The 21,013-nt window shown below is 58.6% G+C and carries 17 protein-coding genes and 1 pseudogene; 10 read left to right on the top strand and 8 right to left on the bottom strand.

What is annotated here, in order from left to right; translation table 11 throughout:
* The first annotated feature begins 1 nt into the window (after position 1).
* Both ACZ1HE_RS08495 and ACZ1HE_RS08490 read left to right on the top strand, forming a co-directional pair.
* Positions 2 to 1,009 carry an ABC transporter permease gene (locus tag ACZ1HE_RS08495; protein WP_472620375.1) on the top strand — a complete coding sequence of 336 codons (1,008 nt, stop codon included), beginning with the start codon at positions 2 to 4 and terminating at the stop codon, positions 1,007 to 1,009.
* Positions 1,002 to 1,934, top strand: a complete 933-nt coding sequence (locus tag ACZ1HE_RS08490; protein WP_472620374.1) for an ABC transporter permease — start codon at positions 1,002 to 1,004, stop codon at positions 1,932 to 1,934. Before ACZ1HE_RS08495 ends, ACZ1HE_RS08490 begins: the two co-directional genes overlap by 8 nt.
* 47 nt (positions 1,935 to 1,981) lie before the next feature.
* Here the strand turns inward: ACZ1HE_RS08490 and ACZ1HE_RS08485 are convergent, their stop codons facing one another.
* Positions 1,982 to 3,259: a DUF3422 family protein gene (locus ACZ1HE_RS08485; RefSeq protein ID WP_472620373.1), complete on the bottom strand. Its 1,278-nt coding sequence runs from the start codon at positions 3,257 to 3,259 to the stop codon at positions 1,982 to 1,984.
* Positions 3,260 to 3,275: 16 nt separating this feature from the next.
* Here ACZ1HE_RS08485 and ACZ1HE_RS08480 point away from each other — a divergent pair, with 16 nt between their 5' ends.
* The gene (locus tag ACZ1HE_RS08480; protein ID WP_472620372.1) at positions 3,276 to 3,479 is read left to right on the top strand and encodes a hypothetical protein; all 204 of its coding nucleotides are present in this window, start codon (positions 3,276 to 3,278) and stop codon (positions 3,477 to 3,479) included.
* An 18-nt stretch (positions 3,480 to 3,497) separates the two neighbouring features.
* Here the strand turns inward: ACZ1HE_RS08480 and ACZ1HE_RS08475 are convergent, their stop codons facing one another.
* The 3 genes from ACZ1HE_RS08475 to ACZ1HE_RS08465 all read right to left on the bottom strand — a co-directional run bounded on the left by ACZ1HE_RS08475 (position 3,498) and on the right by ACZ1HE_RS08465 (position 7,096).
* Complete coding sequence (locus ACZ1HE_RS08475) at positions 3,498 to 4,931, bottom strand: NAD(P)(+) transhydrogenase (Re/Si-specific) subunit beta (RefSeq protein WP_472620371.1); 1,434 nt, start codon at positions 4,929 to 4,931, stop codon at positions 3,498 to 3,500.
* 13 nt (positions 4,932 to 4,944) lie between these two features.
* On the bottom strand, positions 4,945 to 6,516 hold the full coding sequence (locus ACZ1HE_RS08470; protein WP_472620370.1) for a Re/Si-specific NAD(P)(+) transhydrogenase subunit alpha: 1,572 nt from the start codon (positions 6,514 to 6,516) through the stop codon (positions 4,945 to 4,947).
* A gap of 130 nt (positions 6,517 to 6,646) precedes the next feature.
* Positions 6,647 to 7,096, bottom strand: a complete 450-nt coding sequence (locus ACZ1HE_RS08465) for a methyltransferase family protein (protein ID WP_472624413.1) — start codon at positions 7,094 to 7,096, stop codon at positions 6,647 to 6,649.
* Between the two features lie 225 nt (positions 7,097 to 7,321).
* On the opposite strand from ACZ1HE_RS08465, the gene ACZ1HE_RS08460 reads away from it, so the two are divergent.
* The 4 genes from ACZ1HE_RS08460 (at position 7,322) to kynU (ending at position 11,353) form a co-directional block, all read left to right on the top strand.
* Positions 7,322 to 8,074 carry an SDR family NAD(P)-dependent oxidoreductase gene (locus ACZ1HE_RS08460; RefSeq protein ID WP_472620369.1) on the top strand — a complete coding sequence of 251 codons (753 nt, stop codon included), beginning with the start codon at positions 7,322 to 7,324 and terminating at the stop codon, positions 8,072 to 8,074.
* A gap of 71 nt (positions 8,075 to 8,145) precedes the next feature.
* Positions 8,146 to 9,459: an SDR family oxidoreductase gene (locus tag ACZ1HE_RS08455; protein WP_472620368.1), complete on the top strand. Its 1,314-nt coding sequence runs from the start codon at positions 8,146 to 8,148 to the stop codon at positions 9,457 to 9,459.
* The gene (locus tag ACZ1HE_RS08450) at positions 9,456 to 9,923 is read left to right on the top strand and encodes a DUF2269 family protein (protein ID WP_472620367.1); all 468 of its coding nucleotides are present in this window, start codon (positions 9,456 to 9,458) and stop codon (positions 9,921 to 9,923) included. Before ACZ1HE_RS08455 ends, ACZ1HE_RS08450 begins: the two co-directional genes overlap by 4 nt.
* A 236-nt stretch (positions 9,924 to 10,159) precedes the next feature.
* Positions 10,160 to 11,353, top strand: coding sequence for a kynureninase (gene kynU / locus ACZ1HE_RS08445; RefSeq protein WP_472620366.1), 1,194 nt, complete (start codon positions 10,160 to 10,162; stop codon positions 11,351 to 11,353).
* Here kynU and ACZ1HE_RS08440 read toward each other — a convergent pair.
* Positions 11,346 to 11,924, bottom strand: coding sequence for a TetR/AcrR family transcriptional regulator (locus ACZ1HE_RS08440; protein WP_472620365.1), 579 nt, complete (start codon positions 11,922 to 11,924; stop codon positions 11,346 to 11,348). The two genes, kynU and ACZ1HE_RS08440, sit on opposite strands and share 8 nt — an antisense overlap.
* Positions 11,925 to 12,025: 101 nt before the next feature.
* Here ACZ1HE_RS08440 and ACZ1HE_RS08435 point away from each other — a divergent pair, with 101 nt between their 5' ends.
* The 3 genes from ACZ1HE_RS08435 to ACZ1HE_RS08425 all read left to right on the top strand — a co-directional run bounded on the left by ACZ1HE_RS08435 (position 12,026) and on the right by ACZ1HE_RS08425 (position 17,311).
* Entirely contained in the window at positions 12,026 to 12,490 is a 465-nt protein-coding gene (locus ACZ1HE_RS08435; RefSeq protein ID WP_472620364.1) for a (2Fe-2S)-binding protein, read from the top strand.
* Between the two features lie 3 nt (positions 12,491 to 12,493).
* Entirely contained in the window at positions 12,494 to 14,731 is a 2,238-nt protein-coding gene (locus ACZ1HE_RS08430) for a xanthine dehydrogenase family protein molybdopterin-binding subunit (protein ID WP_472620363.1), read from the top strand.
* Positions 14,732 to 15,223: 492 nt separating this feature from the next.
* Positions 15,224 to 17,311, top strand: coding sequence for a Hint domain-containing protein (locus ACZ1HE_RS08425; protein WP_472620362.1), 2,088 nt, complete (start codon positions 15,224 to 15,226; stop codon positions 17,309 to 17,311).
* A gap of 86 nt (positions 17,312 to 17,397) precedes the next feature.
* Here ACZ1HE_RS08425 and ACZ1HE_RS08420 read toward each other — a convergent pair whose 3' ends face one another.
* The 3 genes and pseudogenes from ACZ1HE_RS08420 to ACZ1HE_RS08410 all read right to left on the bottom strand — a co-directional run bounded on the left by ACZ1HE_RS08420 (position 17,398) and on the right by ACZ1HE_RS08410 (position 20,916).
* Positions 17,398 to 18,177, bottom strand: a complete 780-nt coding sequence (locus tag ACZ1HE_RS08420; protein WP_472620361.1) for a gamma-glutamyl-gamma-aminobutyrate hydrolase family protein — start codon at positions 18,175 to 18,177, stop codon at positions 17,398 to 17,400.
* A 114-nt stretch (positions 18,178 to 18,291) separates the two neighbouring features.
* A complete protein-coding gene (locus ACZ1HE_RS08415; RefSeq protein WP_472620360.1) occupies positions 18,292 to 18,717 on the bottom strand; it encodes a GlcG/HbpS family heme-binding protein in 426 nt (141 codons plus the stop codon).
* 64 nt (positions 18,718 to 18,781) lie between these two features.
* Positions 18,782 to 20,916, bottom strand: a pseudogene (locus ACZ1HE_RS08410) (malate synthase G).
* Positions 20,917 to 21,013: the final 97 nt, after the last annotated feature.

The following is a 21,013-nucleotide window of genomic DNA, read 5'->3' as shown; positions in this document are numbered from 1 at the left end:
AATGCTGACCTTCACTATCCGACGTTTGGTTCTGGCTGTACCGACGCTTTTGTTCATCAGTCTTGTAATCTTTCTGTTGCTAGAAATGGCCCCCGGTGACCCGATGGCCCAGGTTCCACTGACAGTTCCCCCCGAAGTCAAAGAAAAGATGCGCGAGGCCCTTGGCCTGGGTGAGCCGATGCCCATCCGGTTCTGGAAATGGATCGTTCAGTTCTTTTGGATCGAACCGCAGGTGCTGATCGATCATTACCTGGGCACGACATTCTCCGAAGGTAAGCTGCGCGTGATCAGCTGGCAGACCCGCTCGCCCGTCATGGACATCGTGGTTCAGCGCATCCCCCAGACCCTGTGGGTTGTTGGCACCGCCTATGTGGTCGCGATCATCATCGCCCTGCCCATCGGCATCTATTCGGCCTATCGCCAGTACAGCTGGTTCGACCAGTTGGGAACATTTGTATCGATGGTTGGCTTCTCGGTTCCGCCCTTCTTCTCTGGCGTTCTGGTAATCGTGATCTTCTCGGTCCAACTGGGATGGTTCCCGTCGATTTATGACACCACGCTAGTCGTCAACAGTTGGGACAGTTTCGTCAAACAGCTCCAGCAGATGATCATGCCGGTCATGGTTCTGGCGTTGCAGATCACCGCACAGCTCAGCCGTTTCATGCGAGCTTCGATGCTGGACAACCTCAACCAGGATTACGTCCGTACCGCACGCGCCAAGGGCCTGAGCGAATATGTCGTGGTCATGGTTCACGTCCTGCGCAACTCGATGATCCCGGTTGTCACTGTGATCGCCCTGGGTATCCCGGCCATCTTCGGCGGCGCCATCATCACTGAACAGGTGTTCAAGGTGAACGGCATCGGCCAATTGCTGATCGGCGCCATTCAGGCCAACGACCTGCCGATGGTGCAGACCCTCACATTCATTTTCGCCGTGCTCATCGTGCTGTTCAACCTGATCGCCGATGTCCTGTATGGCATCCTTGACCCACGGATCCGCTATGACTGAACTAAGCAAAACTCAGACGGAGCTGAACCAACCGGAACCGACGAAGCCGCCGCGTAGCCAATGGCTGGACGTGTGGGACCAGTTCAAGACCCACAAGGGCGCGATGATGGGCGGCGTTCTGTTCGTCTTTATCTTGGCCGGGGTTTATCTTGGGCCTTTCTTCTGGGACATCGACGCAACGCAGATCGACATCCGGTCCCGCAACCAGGGGCCCAGCTGGGCTCATCCCTTTGGCACTGACCAATTGGGCCGTGACCTGCTGGCTCGCATGATGGCCGGGGGCGCGACGTCCGTGTCCGTTGGCATCACCGCGATGCTGCTGGCGCTTTTCCTCGGTTCGTTCATTGGCGTCCTCGCCGGGTTCTTCAAGCGGTTGGACGGCCCCCTGATGCGCCTGACCGATCTGTTCCTGGCCCTGCCCCTGCTACCGCTCTTGCTGGTCATGATGCTGCTGTTCCGCGAACCGCTGAACGCTGCCTTCGGCCTGGAGCAAGGCATTTTCATCCTGATCGTGTCGGCCATTGGCATCACCTCGTGGATGCCAACCGCCCGCATTGTGCGCGGCGATGTGTTGGCCCTGAAAGAGCGTGAATTTGTTTTGGCCGCGCGCTCCATCGGCACAACTAACTCCAAGCTGATCACCCGTCACATTCTGCCCAACGTGCTGTCGCCGATCATGGTGTCGGCCACACTGGGCATCGCAACGGCGATCATCACCGAAAGCGCACTCAGCTTCCTTGGCCTGGGCTTCCCACCCGACTTCCCAACTTGGGGGCGCCTGTTGTTTGATGGTGTCGACTACTTGCAGCAATACCCCGAGCGTGTGATCTGGCCGGGCCTGGCAATCTCGCTTACCGTGCTCAGCGTCAACTACCTGGGTGATGGCCTGCGCGACGCGCTTGACCCGCGCATCCGGGGCCGTTGATTGGCAACCACATCGTCAAAAGGCCGCCCCAACCGGGCGGCCTTTTTTCAATGCAGTTTCTTCTTGATCCTGCGCACCGACATCCAAACCCCTGCCACCACGGGCAGCGTCACCAACGCCGTGATCATCCCTTTGCTCAACCCAGTCGAGGTCAGCGGGTAGAGCAGATAGCCCGCAAGGGACACGGCATAATAACTGATCGCAACCACGGACAATCCTTCGACGGTATGTTGTAAGCGCAAGGCCAGATCGGCACGGCGGTCCATGCTTTCCAGCAAGGCCTGATTCTGAGCACTGCGTTCCACATCTACCCGCGTTCTCAGCAACTCCCCTGCCCTGATCGCCCGATCCGACAGCATCTGCAGCCGGGTTTCCGTAGACTTAACCGTCCGCATGGCAGGTTCGTACCGGCGCATCATGAAATCAGCAAAGCTTTGCCGCCCTTCGAACCGCTCTTCGCGCAGGGATTGGATCCGCTGGTTGACGATGGCCTCATAAGCCCCCGTCGCGCCGAAACGAAACGACGAACGCGCGGCCATAGTTTCCAACTCTGTCGAGGTCGAAATCAGCTGTGGCAGCATCTCCTCGGCAGGAGCATCACCCTCCGTCATTTCGACCATCAGTTTCGTCAGCCGCATGTCCATCTCGCCAAGCCGCTCGTTCAGGGATTTGACCCGCGCGAAACCCAGCATCGACATCGCCTTATAGGTTTCGATCTCGCACAGTCGCTGCACAATCCGCCCCACCCGGCGCTTGCCGGTGGTTTTGGAGACGAAGGCGGCAAAGCGCATGTGCCCGGCCGGGTCGATCCGAAAGTCCCCCGCCGCAATGGCAGCATCATCCAGCATGTGCGACACAGCAAGGCTTTCGGGCACAAACCAGTCCGCCAAATATCGCTTGACCTGCGCTTGGTCAGGACGATCCAAAACACGCACCATCGCCGATGTCACTCGTTGCCCCGGAGCTTGCTCCAACCAGTCTGAAGGGAACACCTCAAAATCGGTCGGGTTGAACTCTCGCTCACTCACGCCATCCGAAAACGCGGTATAGGTCACAAACTCTGTGTGCTGTTCCCACTTTAACCAATGCCGCCCGATCTGCCCGGCGTAATGCGTGGCATCCGGTTGCGGGTGAGGCGCGCCGTGACGGTCCAGCAAGTCCAACAGATGCGCCCGGTCCAATCCCCGATCACGCCCTGCCGCCTGGTCCGGCTTCTTTATCGCCAGAAACACCACCGTGCACGGCGCTTGTGACACAGGAAACGGCCGCGCGTGCAACTCGTTGGCCAGCGCATATCGCAGTGGGTGGTCATGAATAGGCGGCATGGGGTGTCTCCGGGCTTTGCGCTACTATAGCGTCGCCCGACGCAACATCAATTATCTTTTTAAATCAACAACTTACCTGAATACCAATGCATACAAACCTGACAACACCTTGAAAGCTGGCGATTTTTCAACCTTGCCCGTTCCTCTTACCAAGAATATCCCGGAACGCGCAGCAGAGCCTCGCATGAAAAAAGGGCGCTCCAAAGAGCGCCCTTCCTGATTTCGTGCAGACCTAAGATCAGTTGATCATGGTCAGCAGCGTGTCCAGCGAGGCCTTGGCGTCGCCATAGAACATGCGGGTGTTCTCTTTGTAGAACAGCGGGTTTTCGATGCCTGAATAGCCAGTACCCTGACCACGTTTGGACACGAAAACCTGCTTGGCCTTCCAACACTCCAGAACCGGCATGCCCGCAATGGGGGAGTTCGGATCTTCTTGCGCCGCCGGGTTCACGATGTCGTTCGAGCCGATGACGATGGCCACATCTGTGTCCGGGAAGTCATCGTTGATCTCGTCCATCTCCATCACGATGTCATACGGCACTTTGGCTTCGGCCAAGAGCACGTTCATGTGCCCCGGCAGACGCCCCGCAACGGGGTGGATCGCAAAGCGTACCTCTTTGCCCTTGGCGCGCAGACGACGGGTCAGTTCCGCCACGTTCTGCTGTGCCTGAGCAACGGCCATGCCGTAGCCCGGGATGATGATGACGCTGTCGGCCTCGTCCAGTGCAGTTGCCACACCTTCGGCGTCGATTGCGATCTGCTCGCCTTCGACTTCCATCGCGGGACCAGTTGTGCCGCCAAAGCCGCCCAGGATCACGCTGACGAACGAACGGTTCATCGCCTTACACATGATGTAGGACAGGATCGCACCCGAGGAGCCCACCAGAGCACCCACAACGATCAACAGGTCGTTGCCAAGCGAGAAGCCGATAGCAGCCGCAGCCCACCCCGAGTAGGAGTTCAGCATGGACACAACCACCGGCATGTCCGCACCACCGATGCCCATGATCAGGTGATAGCCGATGAACAGCGCCGCGATGGTCAGGATCAGCAGCGGGAAGAAGCCGCCCGAGTTCAGGTACCAGATCAGGCAGATCAGCGACAGCGCAGCTGCACCAGCGTTCAGCATGTGGCCGCCCGGCAGTTTTTCCGCCGCCGAGGTGACCTTGCCCGACAGCTTGCCATAGGCGATGACCGACCCGGTAAAGGTCACGGCACCAATCCAGATGCCCAGGGCAGCCTCAACACGCAGGATGTTGATCTCGACGCCGTCTTTCTTGGCCAGCAGAGCTGCAAACCCTTCAAGGGTTTTCTTGGTCGCCTCGTCCATGGCCATGACATTGCCAAGTTCGAAATGAGCGTTGAAGCCCACGAACACAGCCGCCAAACCGACAAGCGCGTGCATGCCTGCAACCAGTTCCGGCATCTGGGTCATTTCGACCTTAGACGCCAGCTGATACCCGATCATGCCACCAAGCGCGATCAGGATGATCGACAGCCACCACAGACCGGCGCCGGGGCCGATCAGGGTCGCAAAGACCGCAATCGCCATACCGACGATACCATACCAGACGGCGCGCTTGGCGCTTTCCTGACCCGACAGACCGCCGAGCGACAGGATGAAGAGAACAGCCGCGACAACATAGGCGGCAGTCGTAAATCCAAAGTCCATTGTCCTCTACTCCTTAGGATTTCTGGAACATGGCAAGCATGCGCCGTGTCACGAGGAAGCCACCAAAGATGTTGATCCCGGCAAAGAAAACCGAAATCGCAGCGAGCAGGATCACTAGGAACGAGCCTGATCCGATCTGCATCACAGCACCCAGAATGATGATCGATGAAATGGCGTTGGTTACGGCCATCAGCGGCGTATGCAAAGAGTGCGAGACGTTCCAGATCACCTGGAAGCCCACAAACACGGCCAGAACAAACACGATGAAGTGCTGCATGAAGCTGGCGGGAGCCACCAAACCGACACCCAGCAGCAGAACCGCGCCAACAACCAACAGTGTTACTTGCTGCTTGGTCTGCGCCTTGAAGGCTGCAACCTCTTGCTCGCGTTTCTCTTCCGGGGTCAGTTCCTTGACCTCGGGTTTTTTCTGCGCGGCAATCGCGGCCACTTTTGGCGGCGGCGGCGGGAAAGTGATCTCACCCTGGTGGGTCACGGTTGCACCGCGGATCACGTCGTCTTCCATGTTGTGATTGATCTGACCGTCTTTTTCAGGGGTCAGGTCAGTCATCATGTGACGGATGTTGGTCGCATAGAGGGTCGATGCCTGCGACGCCATCCGGCTGGGGAAGTCGGTGTAGCCGATGATGGTCACGCCATTGTCGGTCACGATCTTCTCGTCCATGACGGTCAGCTTGCAGTTGCCGCCCTTTTCAGCCGCAAGGTCAACGATGACCGAACCCGGCTTCATCGCGGCGACCATGTCTTCGGTCCACAGCTCCGGCGCTTCGCGGTTGGGGATCAGGGCCGTGGTGATGACGATGTCGACCTCTGGGGCCAGTTCGCGGAACTTGGCCAGCTGTGCTTCCCGGAATTCGGGCGAAGACACGGACGCATAACCGCCCGTCGCAGCACCGTCCTGCTGTTCTTCTTCGAAGTCGAGGTAAACGAACTCGGCGCCCATGGATTCGACCTGTTCGGCCACTTCAGGACGCACGTCGAACGCCAAGGTGATCGCACCAAGCGAGGTCGAGGTCCCGATGGCGGCCAGACCGGCAACGCCCGCCCCCACAACCAGAACCTTGGCCGGAGGCACTTTACCCGCAGCGGTGATCTGACCAGTGAAGAAGCGACCAAAGTTGTTGCCCGCCTCGATCACGGCACGGTAACCGGCGATGTTGGCCATCGACGACAACGCGTCCATCTTCTGCGCGCGGGAGATGCGCGGCACCATTTCCATGGCGATGACGTTTGCACCCTTGGACTTGGCCAGCTCCATCCCCTCTTCGTTCCCTGCCGGGTTGAAGAACGAGATCAACGTCTTGTCGCCGTTCAGGCGCTTGAGCTCGGTCTCGTTGGGCTGGCGCACCTTGGCGATGATGTCGACCTCTTTCCACAGGGCCGCCGCGGTCTTGATGACCTCGACCCCTGCTTCTTCGTATGTCGCATCCGAAAAGCCAGCAGCAACACCTGCCCCGCTTTCTATCGCACAGTCATAGCCAAGTTTCTGCAACTGCAGCGCAGACGCCGGGGTCATCGCGACTCGCGCTTCCCCCTCAAATATTTCCTTTGGTGTGCCTATTTTCACCCGTCAGGTCCCCCTTTTTCGCCCAAAACTGGACGCGGTTTGGTTCGGTTCGCAAAGCCATGCCATAAATTGCGCAAGATTATTTCGCAAGCGCAGCATAAAGAACGTTAGGTCCAGTGTCACAAAACTCCTACACCCAACGGCGCGTTTTGCCTTGATAACGAGCAAAATCCGCGCGAAACGCCCGTCTGAGCCGGTTTTCTTCTGGGATGACAAAGCGTCGCTCCAGCAGCCAGACAAAGATCGGAACCAGTGGTAGCGCCAACACCGCGTCGAACCGCAGAATCAGCCCCGCCAAAATCAGCACATCGCCCAGATAAATCGGGTTACGCGTGCGTTTCAATATACCCGATTGCACTAGGGATTGGGCGTTTTCATGTGGCCAGAGCGTCGTTTGATGCCTGCGCATCTCACTTACCGCCAGCACCATCAGCAACAGCCCGGCCCCGATCAGAATACCGCTCAGCAAATCCGTGATAGGCCCGTCCAACGACAACCCCATGGGTAGATACCGCGCCTGAAGCCAGGCCAAAACTGCAAACCCCAACAGCCAAATCGGCGGCAGGTCGATCTTTTGCAAAGTCATGTGCGTTGTTCCATGGATGAAACGCACCTTTCGGGCAAGTTGTGTGTCCCCTACTGCACGAACGGGGGATCTGTACAGATGAACATGTGAAATGCGACAATTTGAACGTCGTTTCCGGCATGCAATGGTATGCTCCGATACCATGTTGTGACGGAACGGCGCGACTTGCCTCATCGCGCGTCAAAGGTAGGGTTGGATCAGGAAACGGGAGGACAGGATATGAGCTTGCAGGGAAAACACGCGCTGGTCACAGGCGGCGGTACAGGGATAGGACTGGCCATTGCACGCGCCCTTGCTGATGAGGGTGCACATGTGACGATCACCGGACGCCGCCAAGAGGTGCTGGAAGAGGTTGCCACCGATAACATGACAGCCATGGCCATGGATGTCCGGGACGAGGAAGACGTGACCACCAAGATTGCCGCTGCTGTTGCCAAGAATGGCCCCATCCAGATCTCTGTTCCCAATGCCGGAATTGCCGAGGGGAAGATGCTGCAAAAGACCGACATGGAATTTTGGCGCAACATAATGGCAACCAATCTGGACGGTGCGTTCCTGACCATTCGCGAAAGCCTGCGCTCAATGTTGGAGACCGACTGGGGTCGCGTGATCCCCGTGGCCTCGATCGCAGGTTTGCGTGGCGCTCCAGGAGCTGGTGCCTATGCGGCATCGAAACACGGGCTCGTGGGGCTAACGAGAACCTATTCAGAAGAGTTCATGGGCACGCCTTATACTTTCAACGCGCTTTGCCCCGGCTACGTGGATACGCCTATCGTTGACCGTAACACCGTGTCGATCTCGGAACGTGCCGGGGTCAGCAAAGAAGACGCTCTAAAGATGATGGTCAGCTCAAACCGCCACAAACGCCTGATTGCACCTGAAGAGGTCGCCGCCGCCGCGCTGTGGTTGGTTCGCCCCGGATCAGAAAGCATGAATGGCCAGTGCATCGAAATATCGGGCGGCAAAATCTGACGCGGCTGCGACAAGAGGCCTGTTGAATTTCAACACCTTACTCTCTCAACTGGTGCACAAAAGACATCGGGATGATGAAGGGAATAGGTGTGCCCAAGGCTATTGTTCTTGGCGGTTATGGCCTGATCGGATCGGCTTGTATGCGTGCGTTGGCGCAATCCGGCTTTGACGTCGTCGGATTGGGCCGCTCGCGCAAGGCCGCGGACACAGCCGACGCTATGGCCCAATGGATCATCCGGGACGCTACGACGGTCTCACCCGTAGAATGGCGCGAGATCCTAGCTGGCGTGGATGTGGTCGTTAACGCAGCCGGGGCCCTTCAAGACGGCCTCTTGGATGATCTGGAGGCAATCCACGTTACCGCCATCGCGCAACTGGCCCAAGCAGCGGCGGACCTGCCCATCAGGGTCATCCAAATCTCAGCGGCAGGCGTGAGCGAACAGGCTTCCACAGCTTTCTTTCGCACCAAGGCACGCGGGGACGCGACGCTGATGAGCGCAATGCAGAACTGGGTCATCCTGCGCCCCACCCTGTTGTTAGCCCCTCAAGCTTACGGTGGTACGGCCGCGTTACGCGCGGCCGCTGCAATTCCTCTCGTCCATCCGGTCATCCTGCCTGACGCGCAAGTCCGGACTGTACACATCGACGACGTAGCCGCCGCAGTGGTTTGCGCTGCCGAAGGTGAAGTCGCCGCTGGCACCATCGCCGACTTGACCGAACCCACAGAGCGCAGCCTCCCCGAACTGATCGCAGAAATACGGAGGTGGCAGGGGTGGCCAGCCCCGCGTATATCCCTCCGCGTGGCAGGCCTTTGCATCTCAGCCCTTGGGCGGATTGCTGACATGCTCGGATACTTCGGCTGGCGCTCGCCGCTCAGAACAACCGCCTTGCGGGTCCTGTCCGACGGGGTGCGCGGTGACCCGCAGGCGTGGGAAGTCGCAGGTGGGCGGCCCTGCCGGTCGTTGGAGGACACGCTTTTGCATCTGCCATCGACACGGCAAGAGCGGCTCTATGCGCGGGCATATCTCGCATTGCCCGTCGCCATCTGCGTTCTGGCGCTGTTCTGGCTGCTATCCGGGATTATCACGCTGTTTGATCCACAGGGGGCCATGGCGGTTCTGACCGAGCGAAACGCACCCCGTTGGATGGTCACGCCAAGCGTCATTGGGGGTGCCATCGCCGACATTTTCCTTGGCTTCGCCATCCTCTATCGTCCGTGGACCAAACAAGCGTCCTTGGGCATGATTGCCCTGTCAGCTGTTTATCTGCTGGGGGGACTGGTCCTTGCTCCTGATCTTTGGTCCGATCCTCTTGGACCGATGATCAAGGTATTACCGGGGATCGCCTTGGCATCGATGGTCTGGCTGATGGTGGAGGACAGATGACCTATGAAGCGCTCCTTTTTCTACACGTAGTCGGCGCCACGGTTCTCTTGGGCACCGGCGCCGGTATCGCCTTTTTCATGGTCATGTCTAATCGCAGCAAGGATCCGCAGCTGATCGCCCATGTGGCGGGCATCGTTGTGCTGGCGGACATGCTCTTTACCGCAACAGCCGCCATTTTTCAGCCGATTACCGGTTACTTTTTGGCCAAGGAGATCGGTTGGCCAATGTTGGAAGGCTGGGTAGCGCTCTCACTTGTGCTTTATGTTTTTGTCGGCGCCTTCTGGCTTCCCGTAGTGTGGATACAGATCAGAATGCGCGATTTGGCCATCGTTGCGCGCGACACCGGGCAAGTTTTGCCATCAACCTATCACCGCCTTTACAGCATCTGGTTCGCCTGTGGTTTTCCAGCGTTTGCAGCGGTGCTGGCTATTGTCTGGCTGATGCTGACCAAACCACCTCTTTAAGGTCAACCCTCGACAACCGTGCCGATATTCAAAAATACGCAACCCAGTTCAGAGAACTGAATATCAACTCGCAAGGCTTTGAGAATAAGCGCATTTCCCAATTTTCACCCCGTTCTACCATCGACGGGCGCTCTTGCCTTTTGATGGCTCACACGCACAAAAGCTGGACATGTGCGTCGGTTCTGGGATAGCCACGGCACAGAATACTTCAAGCTTAAAATACCTGAGAGGCCATCATGACCGACTTCGCTGCTACAAAGGCCATGTTCGAGCTGCCCGAGAGCATGATTTATCTGGACGGAAACTCTCTGGGCCCGCTGCCCAAGGCGGCCAACGCGCGCGTCCAGAACATGCTGACACAGGAATGGGGCAAGCTGCTGATCACCGGCTGGAACAAAGCAGGCTGGATGGCCAAGCCAACCGATCTGGGCGATCGTGTTGGTAAGTTGATTGGGGCAGAACCAGGCAGCGTCGTGATGGGCGACACCCTTTCGATCAAAGTCTATCAGGCAGTGGCCTCTGCGCTGGAACTCAACCCCAAACGCAAAGTTGTCCTGTCCGACAATGGCAATTTCCCCACTGATCTCTACATGGCAGACGGCCTGTTGGGCTCACTCGGCGATGACTATGAACTGCGCGTGGTCGACCCCGAGGCGGTGGCTGACAACCTGACCGACGATGTCGCCGTGATGATGCTAACCGAGGTCGACTATCGGACCGGGCGCAAGCACGACATGAAGGTGCTGACCGAAAAGGCCCATGCCAACGGCATTATCACCGTTTGGGATCTGGCACATACGGCGGGTGCGGTGCCCGTAGATCTGGCGGGCTGTAATGCCGATTTCGCTGTCGGGTGCACTTATAAATACCTCAACGGCGGCCCTGGTGCGCCTGCGTTCATCTACGTGTCCCCTCGTCACGCAGATCAGGTCCGCCCGGCCTTGTCTGGCTGGCTGGGGCATGAGGCCCCCTTTGCCTTTGATCTGGACTATCGCCCCGGTTCGGGCATTGAACGGATGCGTGTCGGCACCCCGCCGGTCATTCAGATGACTGCGCTGGAAACAGCGATGGACGTCTGGGACATGGCCGACATCCACGACGTACGTGCAAAATCCATCGAACTGACGGAGCTGTTCATCGCCGAAATCGAAGCCGCCTGCCCGATGCTCTCGCTGGCCAGCCCGCGCGATGCTGAAATCCGCGGCAGCCAGGTGTCGTTCAGCTTTGACGAGGGCTATGCCGCAATGCAGGCCATCATCGCGCGCGGTGTAATTGGCGATTTCCGCGCCCCTGACATCATGCGGTTCGGCTTCACCCCGCTCTACATCGACGAGGGCGACGTGCATGCCGCCGTGGCAATCATTTCAGATGTGATGAACAACAAACTGTGGGACCGGCCGGAATACAAAGTCCGCAACCGCGTTACTTGACGGACAACCCTGCCCCTGCGATGGCCGCCAGCAGGCTGACGCGGGCGGTATAGACTTCAAAATCAGGGGCGTGGATTTTCACGCCCTTGAGCGCCGTGGTCAGCGTTGCCGCGATCTCGGACGCATCGCCCGGCAGATGCACCCGGCCCTTGGCGGCCTCTTGGGTCATCCACTCGGCATAAAGCGCCTGTAGCGCACCCTCGCCCGCATCGACAAGATCAGAGGCCATGCTAGAGCTGGCATCCAGCAGTTCCATACCATGCGGAGAAGCCAACAACACCGCGATGCCCTCGCCCTGCTTGAGCATGGCTGAGCTCAGCAATTCCGTTACAGACCCACTTGCACTCAAAGCCTCTGACACGGCCGTTGTGGCTTTGTCATAGTGATGTTGAACAAGGCTGCGGCAGATGTCTTCCTTGTTGCGGTAGTGCTGATACAGCGCTGGACGCGACATGCCTGCACCGCGCGCGATGTCATCCATCGACGTCTTGCGGAACCCATAGGTCGCAAAGGCCTGAAACGCCGACCCAAGGATCGCCTGCTGCTTTGGATCAGTACTGATGTCTTTCATACTTCATGATCTGACAGTTTTTGTTCAAACTGTCAATTGACACCCTGACGTTTCGTATTAAATATGTCAGAATCCTAAGCTGAAGCGGAGACCGACGCGCCATGGCCACCACACTTACCATCAACGGCAAGACCCATCAGGTCGACCTGCCCGACGACGTGCCCCTGCTGTGGGTGCTGCGCGACGAGGTCGGATTGACGGGAACCAAATTTGGCTGCGGCGTTGCCGCCTGTGGCGCCTGCACAGTGCACATCAATGGCGAGGCGGTGCGCAGCTGCCAGACACCGCTGTCTGACATTGATGGCCCGGTTACAACAATCGAAGGCATCGGCACACCCGACAGCCTGGCCGCGATCCAGCAGGCCTGGATCGAAAACCAGGTAGCGCAATGTGGCTACTGCCAGTCGGGTCAGATTATGCAGGCGGCCTCGCTTCTGGCCGAGAACCCCAACCCCACGGATGAAGACATCGACGATGCGATGCAGGGCAATCTATGTCGCTGCGGTACTTACCCTCGCATTCGCGCCGCTATTCATGATGCTGCTGTCAAGATGAAGGAGGCCTGATCCATGGGTATCGGAAAAATCTTGCGCCGCACTTTCTTAATCGGTTCCGCAGCAATCGTCGGCGGTGTGGCCTTTGGCGCCTACCGCGTCACGCGTGCCGCCCCTAACCCGCTAGACCCGGGCGAGGGTCAGGCCGCACTGAACCCCTTTGTTCTAATCGACCAGAATGGCGTGACGCTCTTTGCGCCGCGCGCCGAAATGGGCCAAGGCGTCAAAACCTCCTGGGCGGCACTCATCGCCGAGGAGCTGGACGTCGAGCTGGAGCAGGTCAACGTGCTTCACGGACCCGCAGCGGCGGCATATTACAATTCGGCCTTCCTGTCTGATGGTCTGCCCGGCAAAGGCTATGACAAGAGTGAATTCCAGCACAATCTGGGCGAGGCTCTGGGTATCATTGGCAAATCCCTGTCGCTGCACGGTACCGGTGGATCGACCTCGATGAAGGACGGGTTCACCCGCATGCGAGAGGCTGGTGCCAGCGCGCGCGAGACCATAAAACAGGCTGCCGCAGAACGTTTGGGTGTGGATCGTGAGCAGCTGAAAACCGAAGCTGGTCAGGTGATTGCTCCCGACGGCACTGCTATCCCATATACCGAGTTGGCAAAGGCGGCCGCCAGGCTTGAGCCTATCGAGACCGAGCTGCGCGATCCGACTGAGTGGCGTTACCTTGGTCGCAGCCAGCCGCGTCTGGATATGGTGGGCAAATCCACCGGCACCGCCGAGTTTGCAATCGACGTGCGCCTACCGGGAATGAAATTCGCCACTGTGCGACGCAACCCCAAGCTGGGCGGCGGGATGAAGTCGTTTAACGATCGCGATGCCAAGTCCATGCCTGGCGTGGAAAAGATCATTGATATCGGCGACGGCATCGCTGTGATCGGCACCAACACCTGGCTGGTCATCCAAGCCGCCGAAGCGGTCGAGATCGAATGGGAAGATGCCCCTTATCCGCCAACAACAGACGCAATTTTCGAACAGATCGCAAAGGCTTTTGACGGATCACCAAATTCGACCATGCGCAATGACGGCGATGTGGACGTGGCCGTAGAGGGCGCGACCGAGATCACGGCGGACTACACCGCCCCCTTCCTGGCGCATTCGACTATGGAACCGATGACAGCTGCGGCTCAGCTGGACGGCAACGGGTTGCAAGTCTGGACCGGCACACAGATGCCGCTTTTTGCGCAAATGCGCGCTGCAAGCGTCGCAGGACTTGAAAGCGAACAGGTCGAAATCAACACAACATACCTGGGTGGCGGCTTTGGTCGCCGATTGGAGCTGGATTTCGTCGAAGTGGCCGTCAAGGTCGCCATGGCAGTCCCCGGCACCCCGGTGTTGACCACATGGTCTCGAGAAGAGGACATGCGCCACGACTATTTCCGTCCCGGCGCAATGGCCCGTCTACGCGGAGCTTTGAAAGACGGCAAAGCGGTACTGATCGACGGTCATGTCGCGGCTCAATCACCCGTGCAGCAGGCAATGGAGCGGATCACCGGAATGGCTGGCGGAGGCCCCGACAAGGTACTGGTCGAAGGCTTTTTCAACCAGCCTTATGCCGTACCCAACTACCGCATGAGCGGATATGTGTCCGACGTGCAGGTTCCGGTGGGCTTCTGGCGCTCGGTCGGCAACAGCTACAACGGCTTTTTCCACGAGACATTCATGGATGAGCTGGCCCATGCGGCTTACCGTGACCCTCTGGAATTTCGACTGGAGCATGCCCGTGATGAATGGGATGTCGCCGCAGGGTGCCTGGAGAAAGTGCGCGACATGTCGGGCTGGACAGGGAAGACGCCAGAGGGTGTGGGGCGTGGTGTTGCAATGACCTACAGCTTCGGAACACCAGTTGCACAGGTGATCGAGGTGGTGGATGAGGACGGCACCATCCGCATCAACAAGGCCTGGATCGCCTGTGACATGGGACTTGCGCTTGATCCACACGTGGTCAAAGCGCAGATGTTCAGCGGCATGATCTATGGCCTGTCAGCTGCCTGCTTTGGTGAAATCACCTTTGACGAGGGTGAAGTGGATCAATGGAACTTCCCCGACTACGATGCCCTGAGGATGCACACAGCCCCAAAGGTCGAAGTCGAGGTGCTGGAAACTAACCGCTTCATGGGCGGCGCAGGCGAGCCAGGAACTCCACCCTCCATGCCCGCGCTCGGCAATGCGTTGTTTGATCTGACAGGGACACGCGCGCGCTCATTGCCACTGAGCCACACCTTTGATCTGTTGATCTAAGGCACAATACCTGCAGCGCCGTTCAAAGGCCGGGGTGCTCCCGCACCCGAGCAGTCCTGGCTTTGCCAGCACCGCCAGCGGCCTTGGGCGTGGCGCCGCGCTTCGCTCGGCGCGGGCCCGCTTGTTAGCCGGCTGTTTCGCTCCACCGTCGAATCCAGTGAATTCTTGAACCACAAAAGTCGTAACCCGACACCAACCGCCGAGCGAAGCGAGGCCCGGCCCAACGGGAGGCTATGTCCCGCCAGGCACGTGGCCGACGGGCGGGAGTTCCCCGCCGTCGACCCACCACCGTCCACGAATTGGAAACAATTGTGGCAAAACTTCTGAAAATCACCCCTTTTCGTCAGATTACCTCCGTCCTTTTGCCTTGCGCGGCGCCTAGACCGTCAGATGGGGCAAAAGAACTGGCAAACGAGACCAGTCGAAGCCCACAGAGCAGAAATACGCGCAGGCACCCCTTATCGGGCTGCAAGCCAGACAGGGGCCAGAACCATGCCATTTGGGTATCTCGTTTCGTTGGGAGCGGACAACACGCTCAACGCCAATGATGTCATCAGCGGCGCATGGATAGAGTTCGTCACACAGACAGCCCTTGGTTCCGGGCAATGGGTGTTTACCGGCACAGATGCAGGTACTCTCTATACCGATGAACAAGAACCGGGTGAATTCTTCGTCGCCGAAGACGGTAACGTCTACTTCGTTCCTGACTTCGGCGAAGTTGATACACTGGACAGCGCATCAACCGTTACTGCTCCTCTCTATACTCCGCCGTCTCCATTTGACGTGTCTTCCAGCCTCCCGGACAACGTCGTCTTTGGATCTGTTGGGGACGATTCCATCGACGCGTCCTATACGGATGTTTTTGGCAGCAGCCTGAATGATTCCGCAGACAATGAAGATCTTGTTCTTGGCTTTTCCGGCGATGATACGATGCGCGGACTGTCGGGGGATGATTGGCTGTTTGGGGGTGCTGGCAATGACATCCTGCGAGGCAACCAAGGTAACGACGTTCTCTATGGCGACCGTTCGCTCGAGGCCTTGAATTGGGATACACAAGACGCTGACGAAGCGGATGTATCTGCGGGCTTCACGCAGAACACCGGTGACATCGACATCGAAGTCAGCTTTCTCAATGACGGCGACAACGCTCCACAATTTTCGATCGAAAGCTCGGACGCCCTCTACATCGGCACGGACGAGCCGTTCAATACACAATCTTCTCTCTATCTGTTTGGCAACGGCGACGGCTCTACGTCGATCACGACATTCGAGTTTTCATCGGCAACCGGTGGTGACGTACGCGACGAGGTCGAAAACGTTTCCTTTCGCATAAACGACATCGACTTCTCCGCGGGCAATCACCGCGACATCGTAACTGTCAACGCGATCGATGCTGATGGGAATCCGGTCACGGTGATAATCACACCCGATACTACGGCGGCTAATCCCGACACGGTATCAGGAAACACAGTCACTGCAGGAGAATCCAGTGAGAGCCAGGCGGATCAGGCCGGATCGGTTCTGGTTGAAATCGCTGGCCCCGTGTCTGAGATCGAAATCGGTTACGAGAACGGCTTGGACGGCACTCAGGCCATCTGGGTCACGGACATCCATTTCGAGACGATTCCTCTGATCGCTGGCAATGACACATTGTTCGGCGGCTCTGGTGACGACATCCTGTTTGGAGAAGACGGCGATGATGTTCTGAGTGGTGGACGTGGAGCAGACGCAGCAGATGGTGGCACCGGTGACGATACGTTCAACACGGCGCAAGGTGACACCGTTCTAGGCGGAGAAGGCGATGACACCTTTGTTCTGACCGATCTGAGTGAAGCAGGTGGTGCCGATATCGAAATCATCGGCGGGGAAGGTGGCGAAACCGACGGTGACCTGCTTGATTTCAACGGGCTGGCGGTCGATGGAACGTTGAATTTCACCTCGACCACACCAGGAGATCTGGCTGGCACGGTCGAGATGGCTGACGGGTCTGTTGTCACCTTTTCAAACATCGAACGTATTATCTGCTTTACCCCCGGCACACAGATAGCAACGGTCCAAGGACCGCGCCGGATCGAAGATCTGTGCTTGGGTGATTTGATTCTCACCCGTGACAACGGCCCGCAGCCGCTGCGGTGGATTGGCCGACGAACTGTTGCGGCCCTTGGTGCAAACGCCCCGATCGAATTGAACTCATCCTTGCTACAGGATGCCAACGCCCCTCTGCTGGTCTCACCACAACATCGGATGCTGTGGACTGGTCCGCGGGCGCAAATGTTGTTTGGCGACAGCGAAGTCCTTGTGGCCGCACAGCATTTGCTCGGCAACCCAGGAGCCGTTGTTCGCGAGGGTGGAGACGTTACCTACATCCATTTGATGCTTGATCGCCACGAGGTCATTTATGCTAATGGCGCCCCGACCGAAAGTTTCTTCCCGGGCAACACCGCCCTGAGTGCTTTGACGCCAGCCTGCAGAAACGAGATGTTCTCGGTGTTCCCGGAATTGCGCAGCCATCACGGAGCTTTTGGCGAAACCGCGCGCCTATGTCTAAGGGCTCACGAAGCACGAGTCTTGGCTGCATGACGCGCAGCCAAGACAATTGAGTATAGAGCTGTGAATGCGAGCGTACCGGTAGAAATCTATCACAGGTTCACGTGTTCAACAAAAGTCTACGCGGACTTTTGCAGCGAGTGACCACGGCGATCACGCGCCCAGACATGAGTCGCCTTTCCAAAAGCTTCAAACAAGGGCCTGGATACCGGATCGTTGGCGGCATCCCATTCCGGGTGCCATTGCACAGACAAGGTGAACCCGGGGGCATCTTCGACGTAAATGGCTTCGGGCGTTCCATCTGGGGCATACCCGTCAATCACAATCCGCGCGCCGGGGCGCTTGATCCCCTGCCCGTGCAGCGTGTTGGTCATCACCTCACGCGCGCCGAAAAGCCGATGGAATGGGCCGTTCTCGGTCATCTCGACCGTGTGGCGCAGGGCAAATTTCTCTTCAAGCGTCCCGTCGGGGGGCATCCGGTGGTTCATGCGGCCCGGCAAATCGCGGATTTCGGGATAGAGCGTGCCACCCATGGCAACGTTCACCTCTTGAAAGCCACGGCAAATGCCCAGAAACGGCTGCCCTCGTTCGACACAAGCCCGCACCAACGGCAACACGATGGCATCGCGCGCCCGATCAAAAGCCCCATGCGCCTCGGTCTCGGGCTCACCGTATTCTTCGGGGTGTACGTTGGGTCGACCACCGGTCAGCAAAAAGCCATCGCAGGTGTCCAGCAGTTCATCCACCGATAGAAACCGCGGGTCCGCCGGGATCAGCAAAGGAATACATCCGGCCACATTGGCCACCGCGTCCGAATTCATCGTCCCGCCCGCGTGGGTGGGATACTGATCATTCATCAGATATGAGTTGCCAATGATACCAACGACCGGTCGCGACATGGGGTCTCCCTAGGATGTGTTCAGGGTCAACCTACCCAGCCTATCGAACCTCCGCAACAGCGCACGACCTGCACCATGGCGCAGGCCGTTGTTCAGTGATGCACATTTGGTGGATCAGACTTCGCCAACCAACCCAACCGCCTCGATCGCTGCCAAAGCCGCCGCCGCGTCGTTGTCCGATGTGTCGCCAGTGACCCCAACGGCACCAATCACGACACCCTTCTTGTCGCGCACCAGCACGCCACCCGGAACTGGGATGACCTGACCGCCATAAACCCCGTTCACGGCCGCCATGAAGTAAGCCTGCCCCTCGGCCCGCGCCATCTGCGCTGTACCGGCCATTCCCAACATGACCGAGCCATAAGCCTTGCCATGGGCAATCGCGAACCGCCCCGGTGCTGCGCCATCCTCACGCTCGAACGCCTGTACGTGACCGCCCGCGTCCAGAACCACAACCGAAAGCGGCTTCAGCTCCATCTCACGGCCTTTTTCCAGCGCCTTGCGGATGATCGTCCGCGCCCGTCTCAGTGAAAGTGCCATCCCTGCTTTTCCTTTTTCTTGCTGTGTTCAGGGAGCGAGGCGTGGTCTCGCCCCCCATTTGTCTTCACGCGCTCAAGCTGGCCTTCAGCTCCAGACGCCGTGCATGCAATACCGGCTCTGTGTAACCCGAAGGTTGCACACGCCCCTTGAACACAAGGTCGCAGGCCGCCTGAAAGGCAACCCCATCAAATCCGGGGGCCATTGGCCGATAGTCCGTATCGCCGGCTGTTCTGACCATCCACAACGGCGGCCATCTTCTGCATCGCATCCATCACCTGACCTTCTTCGATCACACCATGGTGCAGCCAGTTGGCCAACGCCTGAGACGAGATCCGGCAGGTGGCTCGGTCTTCCATCAGCCCCACGTCGTTGATGTCAGGTACTTTCGAGCAGCCAACGCCCTGATCGACCCAACGCACCACATACCCTAGGATGCCTTGCGCATTGTTCTCGATCTCGCGGGTGATCTCTTCGTCGCTCAAGTTGCGACCACCAAGCAGCGGCACAGTCAAAAGATCAGCCAATGTTCCACGCGCCCCACCAGCGGCCAGCTCATCCTGCCGCGCAAGCACATCAACCTTGTGGTAATGCGTCGCGTGAAGGGTCGCCGCCGTCGGCGACGGTACCCGTGCACAGGTCGCACCCGACTGCGGATGGCCAATCTTGGCTTCCAGCATCTCGCCCATGCGATCCGGCATGGCCCACATGCCTTTGCCGATCTGCGCACGCCCCTTAAGGCCACAAGTCAGGCCAATGTCGACATTGCGGTCCTCATAGGACGCGATCCAAGGCGTGTTCTTGATGTCGCCCTTGGGCAGCATCGGGCCTGCTTCCATCGAGGTGTGGATTTCGTCGCCCGTCCGGTCAAGGAATCCGGTGTTGATGAACGCCACCCGGCTTTTTGCGGCCCTGATACATTCCTTGAGGTTCACCGACGTGCGGCGTTCTTCATCCATGATGCCCAGTTTCACGGTGTTGCGCGGCAGGCCCAGGATGTCCTCGACCATATCAAAAATCTCAACCGAGATAGCGACCTCTTCAGGTCCGTGCATCTTGGGCTTCACCACATAGACCGAGCCATGGACCGAGTTGCCCCCTTCGCGCTGCAGGTCATGCATCGCGATCATCGTGGTGCAGAGCGCATCCAGCAGCCCTTCGCCGACCTCATTGCCTTCGCTATCCAACACGGCGGGGTTGGTCATCAAGTGGCCGACGTTGCGCACCAGCATCAGCGAGCGGCCCTTGACGCTGCCCGTGCTGCCGTCTGCAGCAGTGTAGCTCAGATCGTCAGATAAGGTGCGGGTAAAGGTCGAACCGCCCTTAGTCACCTCTTGGGCCAGATCGCCCTTCATCAGGCCCAGCCAGTTGCCATAAGCCAACGCCTTGTCTTCGGCATCGACGGCAGCGACGGAATCTTCGCAGTCCATGATTGTCGACAGAGCCGATTCCAGTGCGCACGTCGGCAATGCCCGCCGGATCGGTCGAGCCAATGTTCGAACTTGCATCGATCATGATCTGGATGTGCAGCCCATTGTTTTTGAGCAAAACGAAATCCGGTTTATCGGCCGCGCCGCCATGGCCCACAAATGCGCCTGCATTTGACAGTGCTGGAATCAAAGTACCATTCACGACGCTCACGCCGTCAACATCACTCCACGACCCGCTGGCCAGTGGAACTGCATCATCTAGAAACCCTTTGGCCCAGGCAATCACGCGCGCGCCGCGCGCCGTGTCATAGCCCCTACCCGACGGCAGATCGCCCATGGCGTCGGTGCCATAGAGCGCGTCATATAGGCTGCCCCACCGCGCGTTTGCCGCGTTCAGAGCAAAGCGCGCATTGGTGATCGGCACCACCAGCTGCGGGCCGGGAATGTGGGCGATCTCGGGGTCAACATTGGCCGTGTCGATAGAGAACGCATCGCCTTCTTTGACCAGATAGCCAATCTCGCGCAGAAACGCCTCATATGCGACGGCGTCCGCATCGCGGTTGGCCTGATGCCAGGCGTCAATACGGCTCTGGATCTCAGCGCGTTTACCCAGCAAGGCGCGATTCTTCGGCCCAAGCTCGGCCATCATACGTGCCAGACCGGCCCAGAAATCGCCCGCCTCGACACCCGTTCCCGGCAACGCCTGCCCTTCGACAAACGCCACAAACTCGGACGCGACCTGCAACCCTGCCCGGTTTTCTCTGACACTCATTGCGCTCTCCCTCTGGCGGCCCCTCTGGCGGACCGTGTACAACAGTATGCAGTCCCAGATAGATCGAAAGTTTCCGATAGGCAACTTTTGTCGCCGC

The sequence above is a fragment of the Falsiruegeria sp. JB4-1 genome (assembly GCF_055693495.1).
This window is presented reverse-complemented; position numbering and strand designations above follow the sequence as displayed.

Coding starts and splice junctions, on each gene's coding strand:
- ACZ1HE_RS08495 (WP_472620375.1), top strand. CDS start 2: ATGCTGACCTTCACTATCCGACGTTTGGTTCTGGCTGTACCGACGCTT.
- ACZ1HE_RS08490 (WP_472620374.1), top strand. CDS start 1,002: ATGACTGAACTAAGCAAAACTCAGACGGAGCTGAACCAACCGGAACCG.
- ACZ1HE_RS08485 (WP_472620373.1), bottom strand. CDS start 3,259: ATGCCGCCTATTCATGACCACCCACTGCGATATGCGCTGGCCAACGAG.
- ACZ1HE_RS08475 (WP_472620371.1), bottom strand. CDS start 4,931: ATGGACTTTGGATTTACGACTGCCGCCTATGTTGTCGCGGCTGTTCTC.
- ACZ1HE_RS08460 (WP_472620369.1), top strand. CDS start 7,322: ATGAGCTTGCAGGGAAAACACGCGCTGGTCACAGGCGGCGGTACAGGG.
- ACZ1HE_RS08455 (WP_472620368.1), top strand. CDS start 8,146: ATGATGAAGGGAATAGGTGTGCCCAAGGCTATTGTTCTTGGCGGTTAT.
- ACZ1HE_RS08450 (WP_472620367.1), top strand. CDS start 9,456: ATGACCTATGAAGCGCTCCTTTTTCTACACGTAGTCGGCGCCACGGTT.
- kynU (WP_472620366.1), top strand. CDS start 10,160: ATGACCGACTTCGCTGCTACAAAGGCCATGTTCGAGCTGCCCGAGAGC.
- ACZ1HE_RS08440 (WP_472620365.1), bottom strand. CDS start 11,924: ATGAAAGACATCAGTACTGATCCAAAGCAGCAGGCGATCCTTGGGTCG.
- ACZ1HE_RS08435 (WP_472620364.1), top strand. CDS start 12,026: ATGGCCACCACACTTACCATCAACGGCAAGACCCATCAGGTCGACCTG.
- ACZ1HE_RS08430 (WP_472620363.1), top strand. CDS start 12,494: ATGGGTATCGGAAAAATCTTGCGCCGCACTTTCTTAATCGGTTCCGCA.
- ACZ1HE_RS08425 (WP_472620362.1), top strand. CDS start 15,224: ATGCCATTTGGGTATCTCGTTTCGTTGGGAGCGGACAACACGCTCAAC.
- ACZ1HE_RS08420 (WP_472620361.1), bottom strand. CDS start 18,177: ATGTCGCGACCGGTCGTTGGTATCATTGGCAACTCATATCTGATGAAT.
- ACZ1HE_RS08415 (WP_472620360.1), bottom strand. CDS start 18,717: ATGGCACTTTCACTGAGACGGGCGCGGACGATCATCCGCAAGGCGCTG.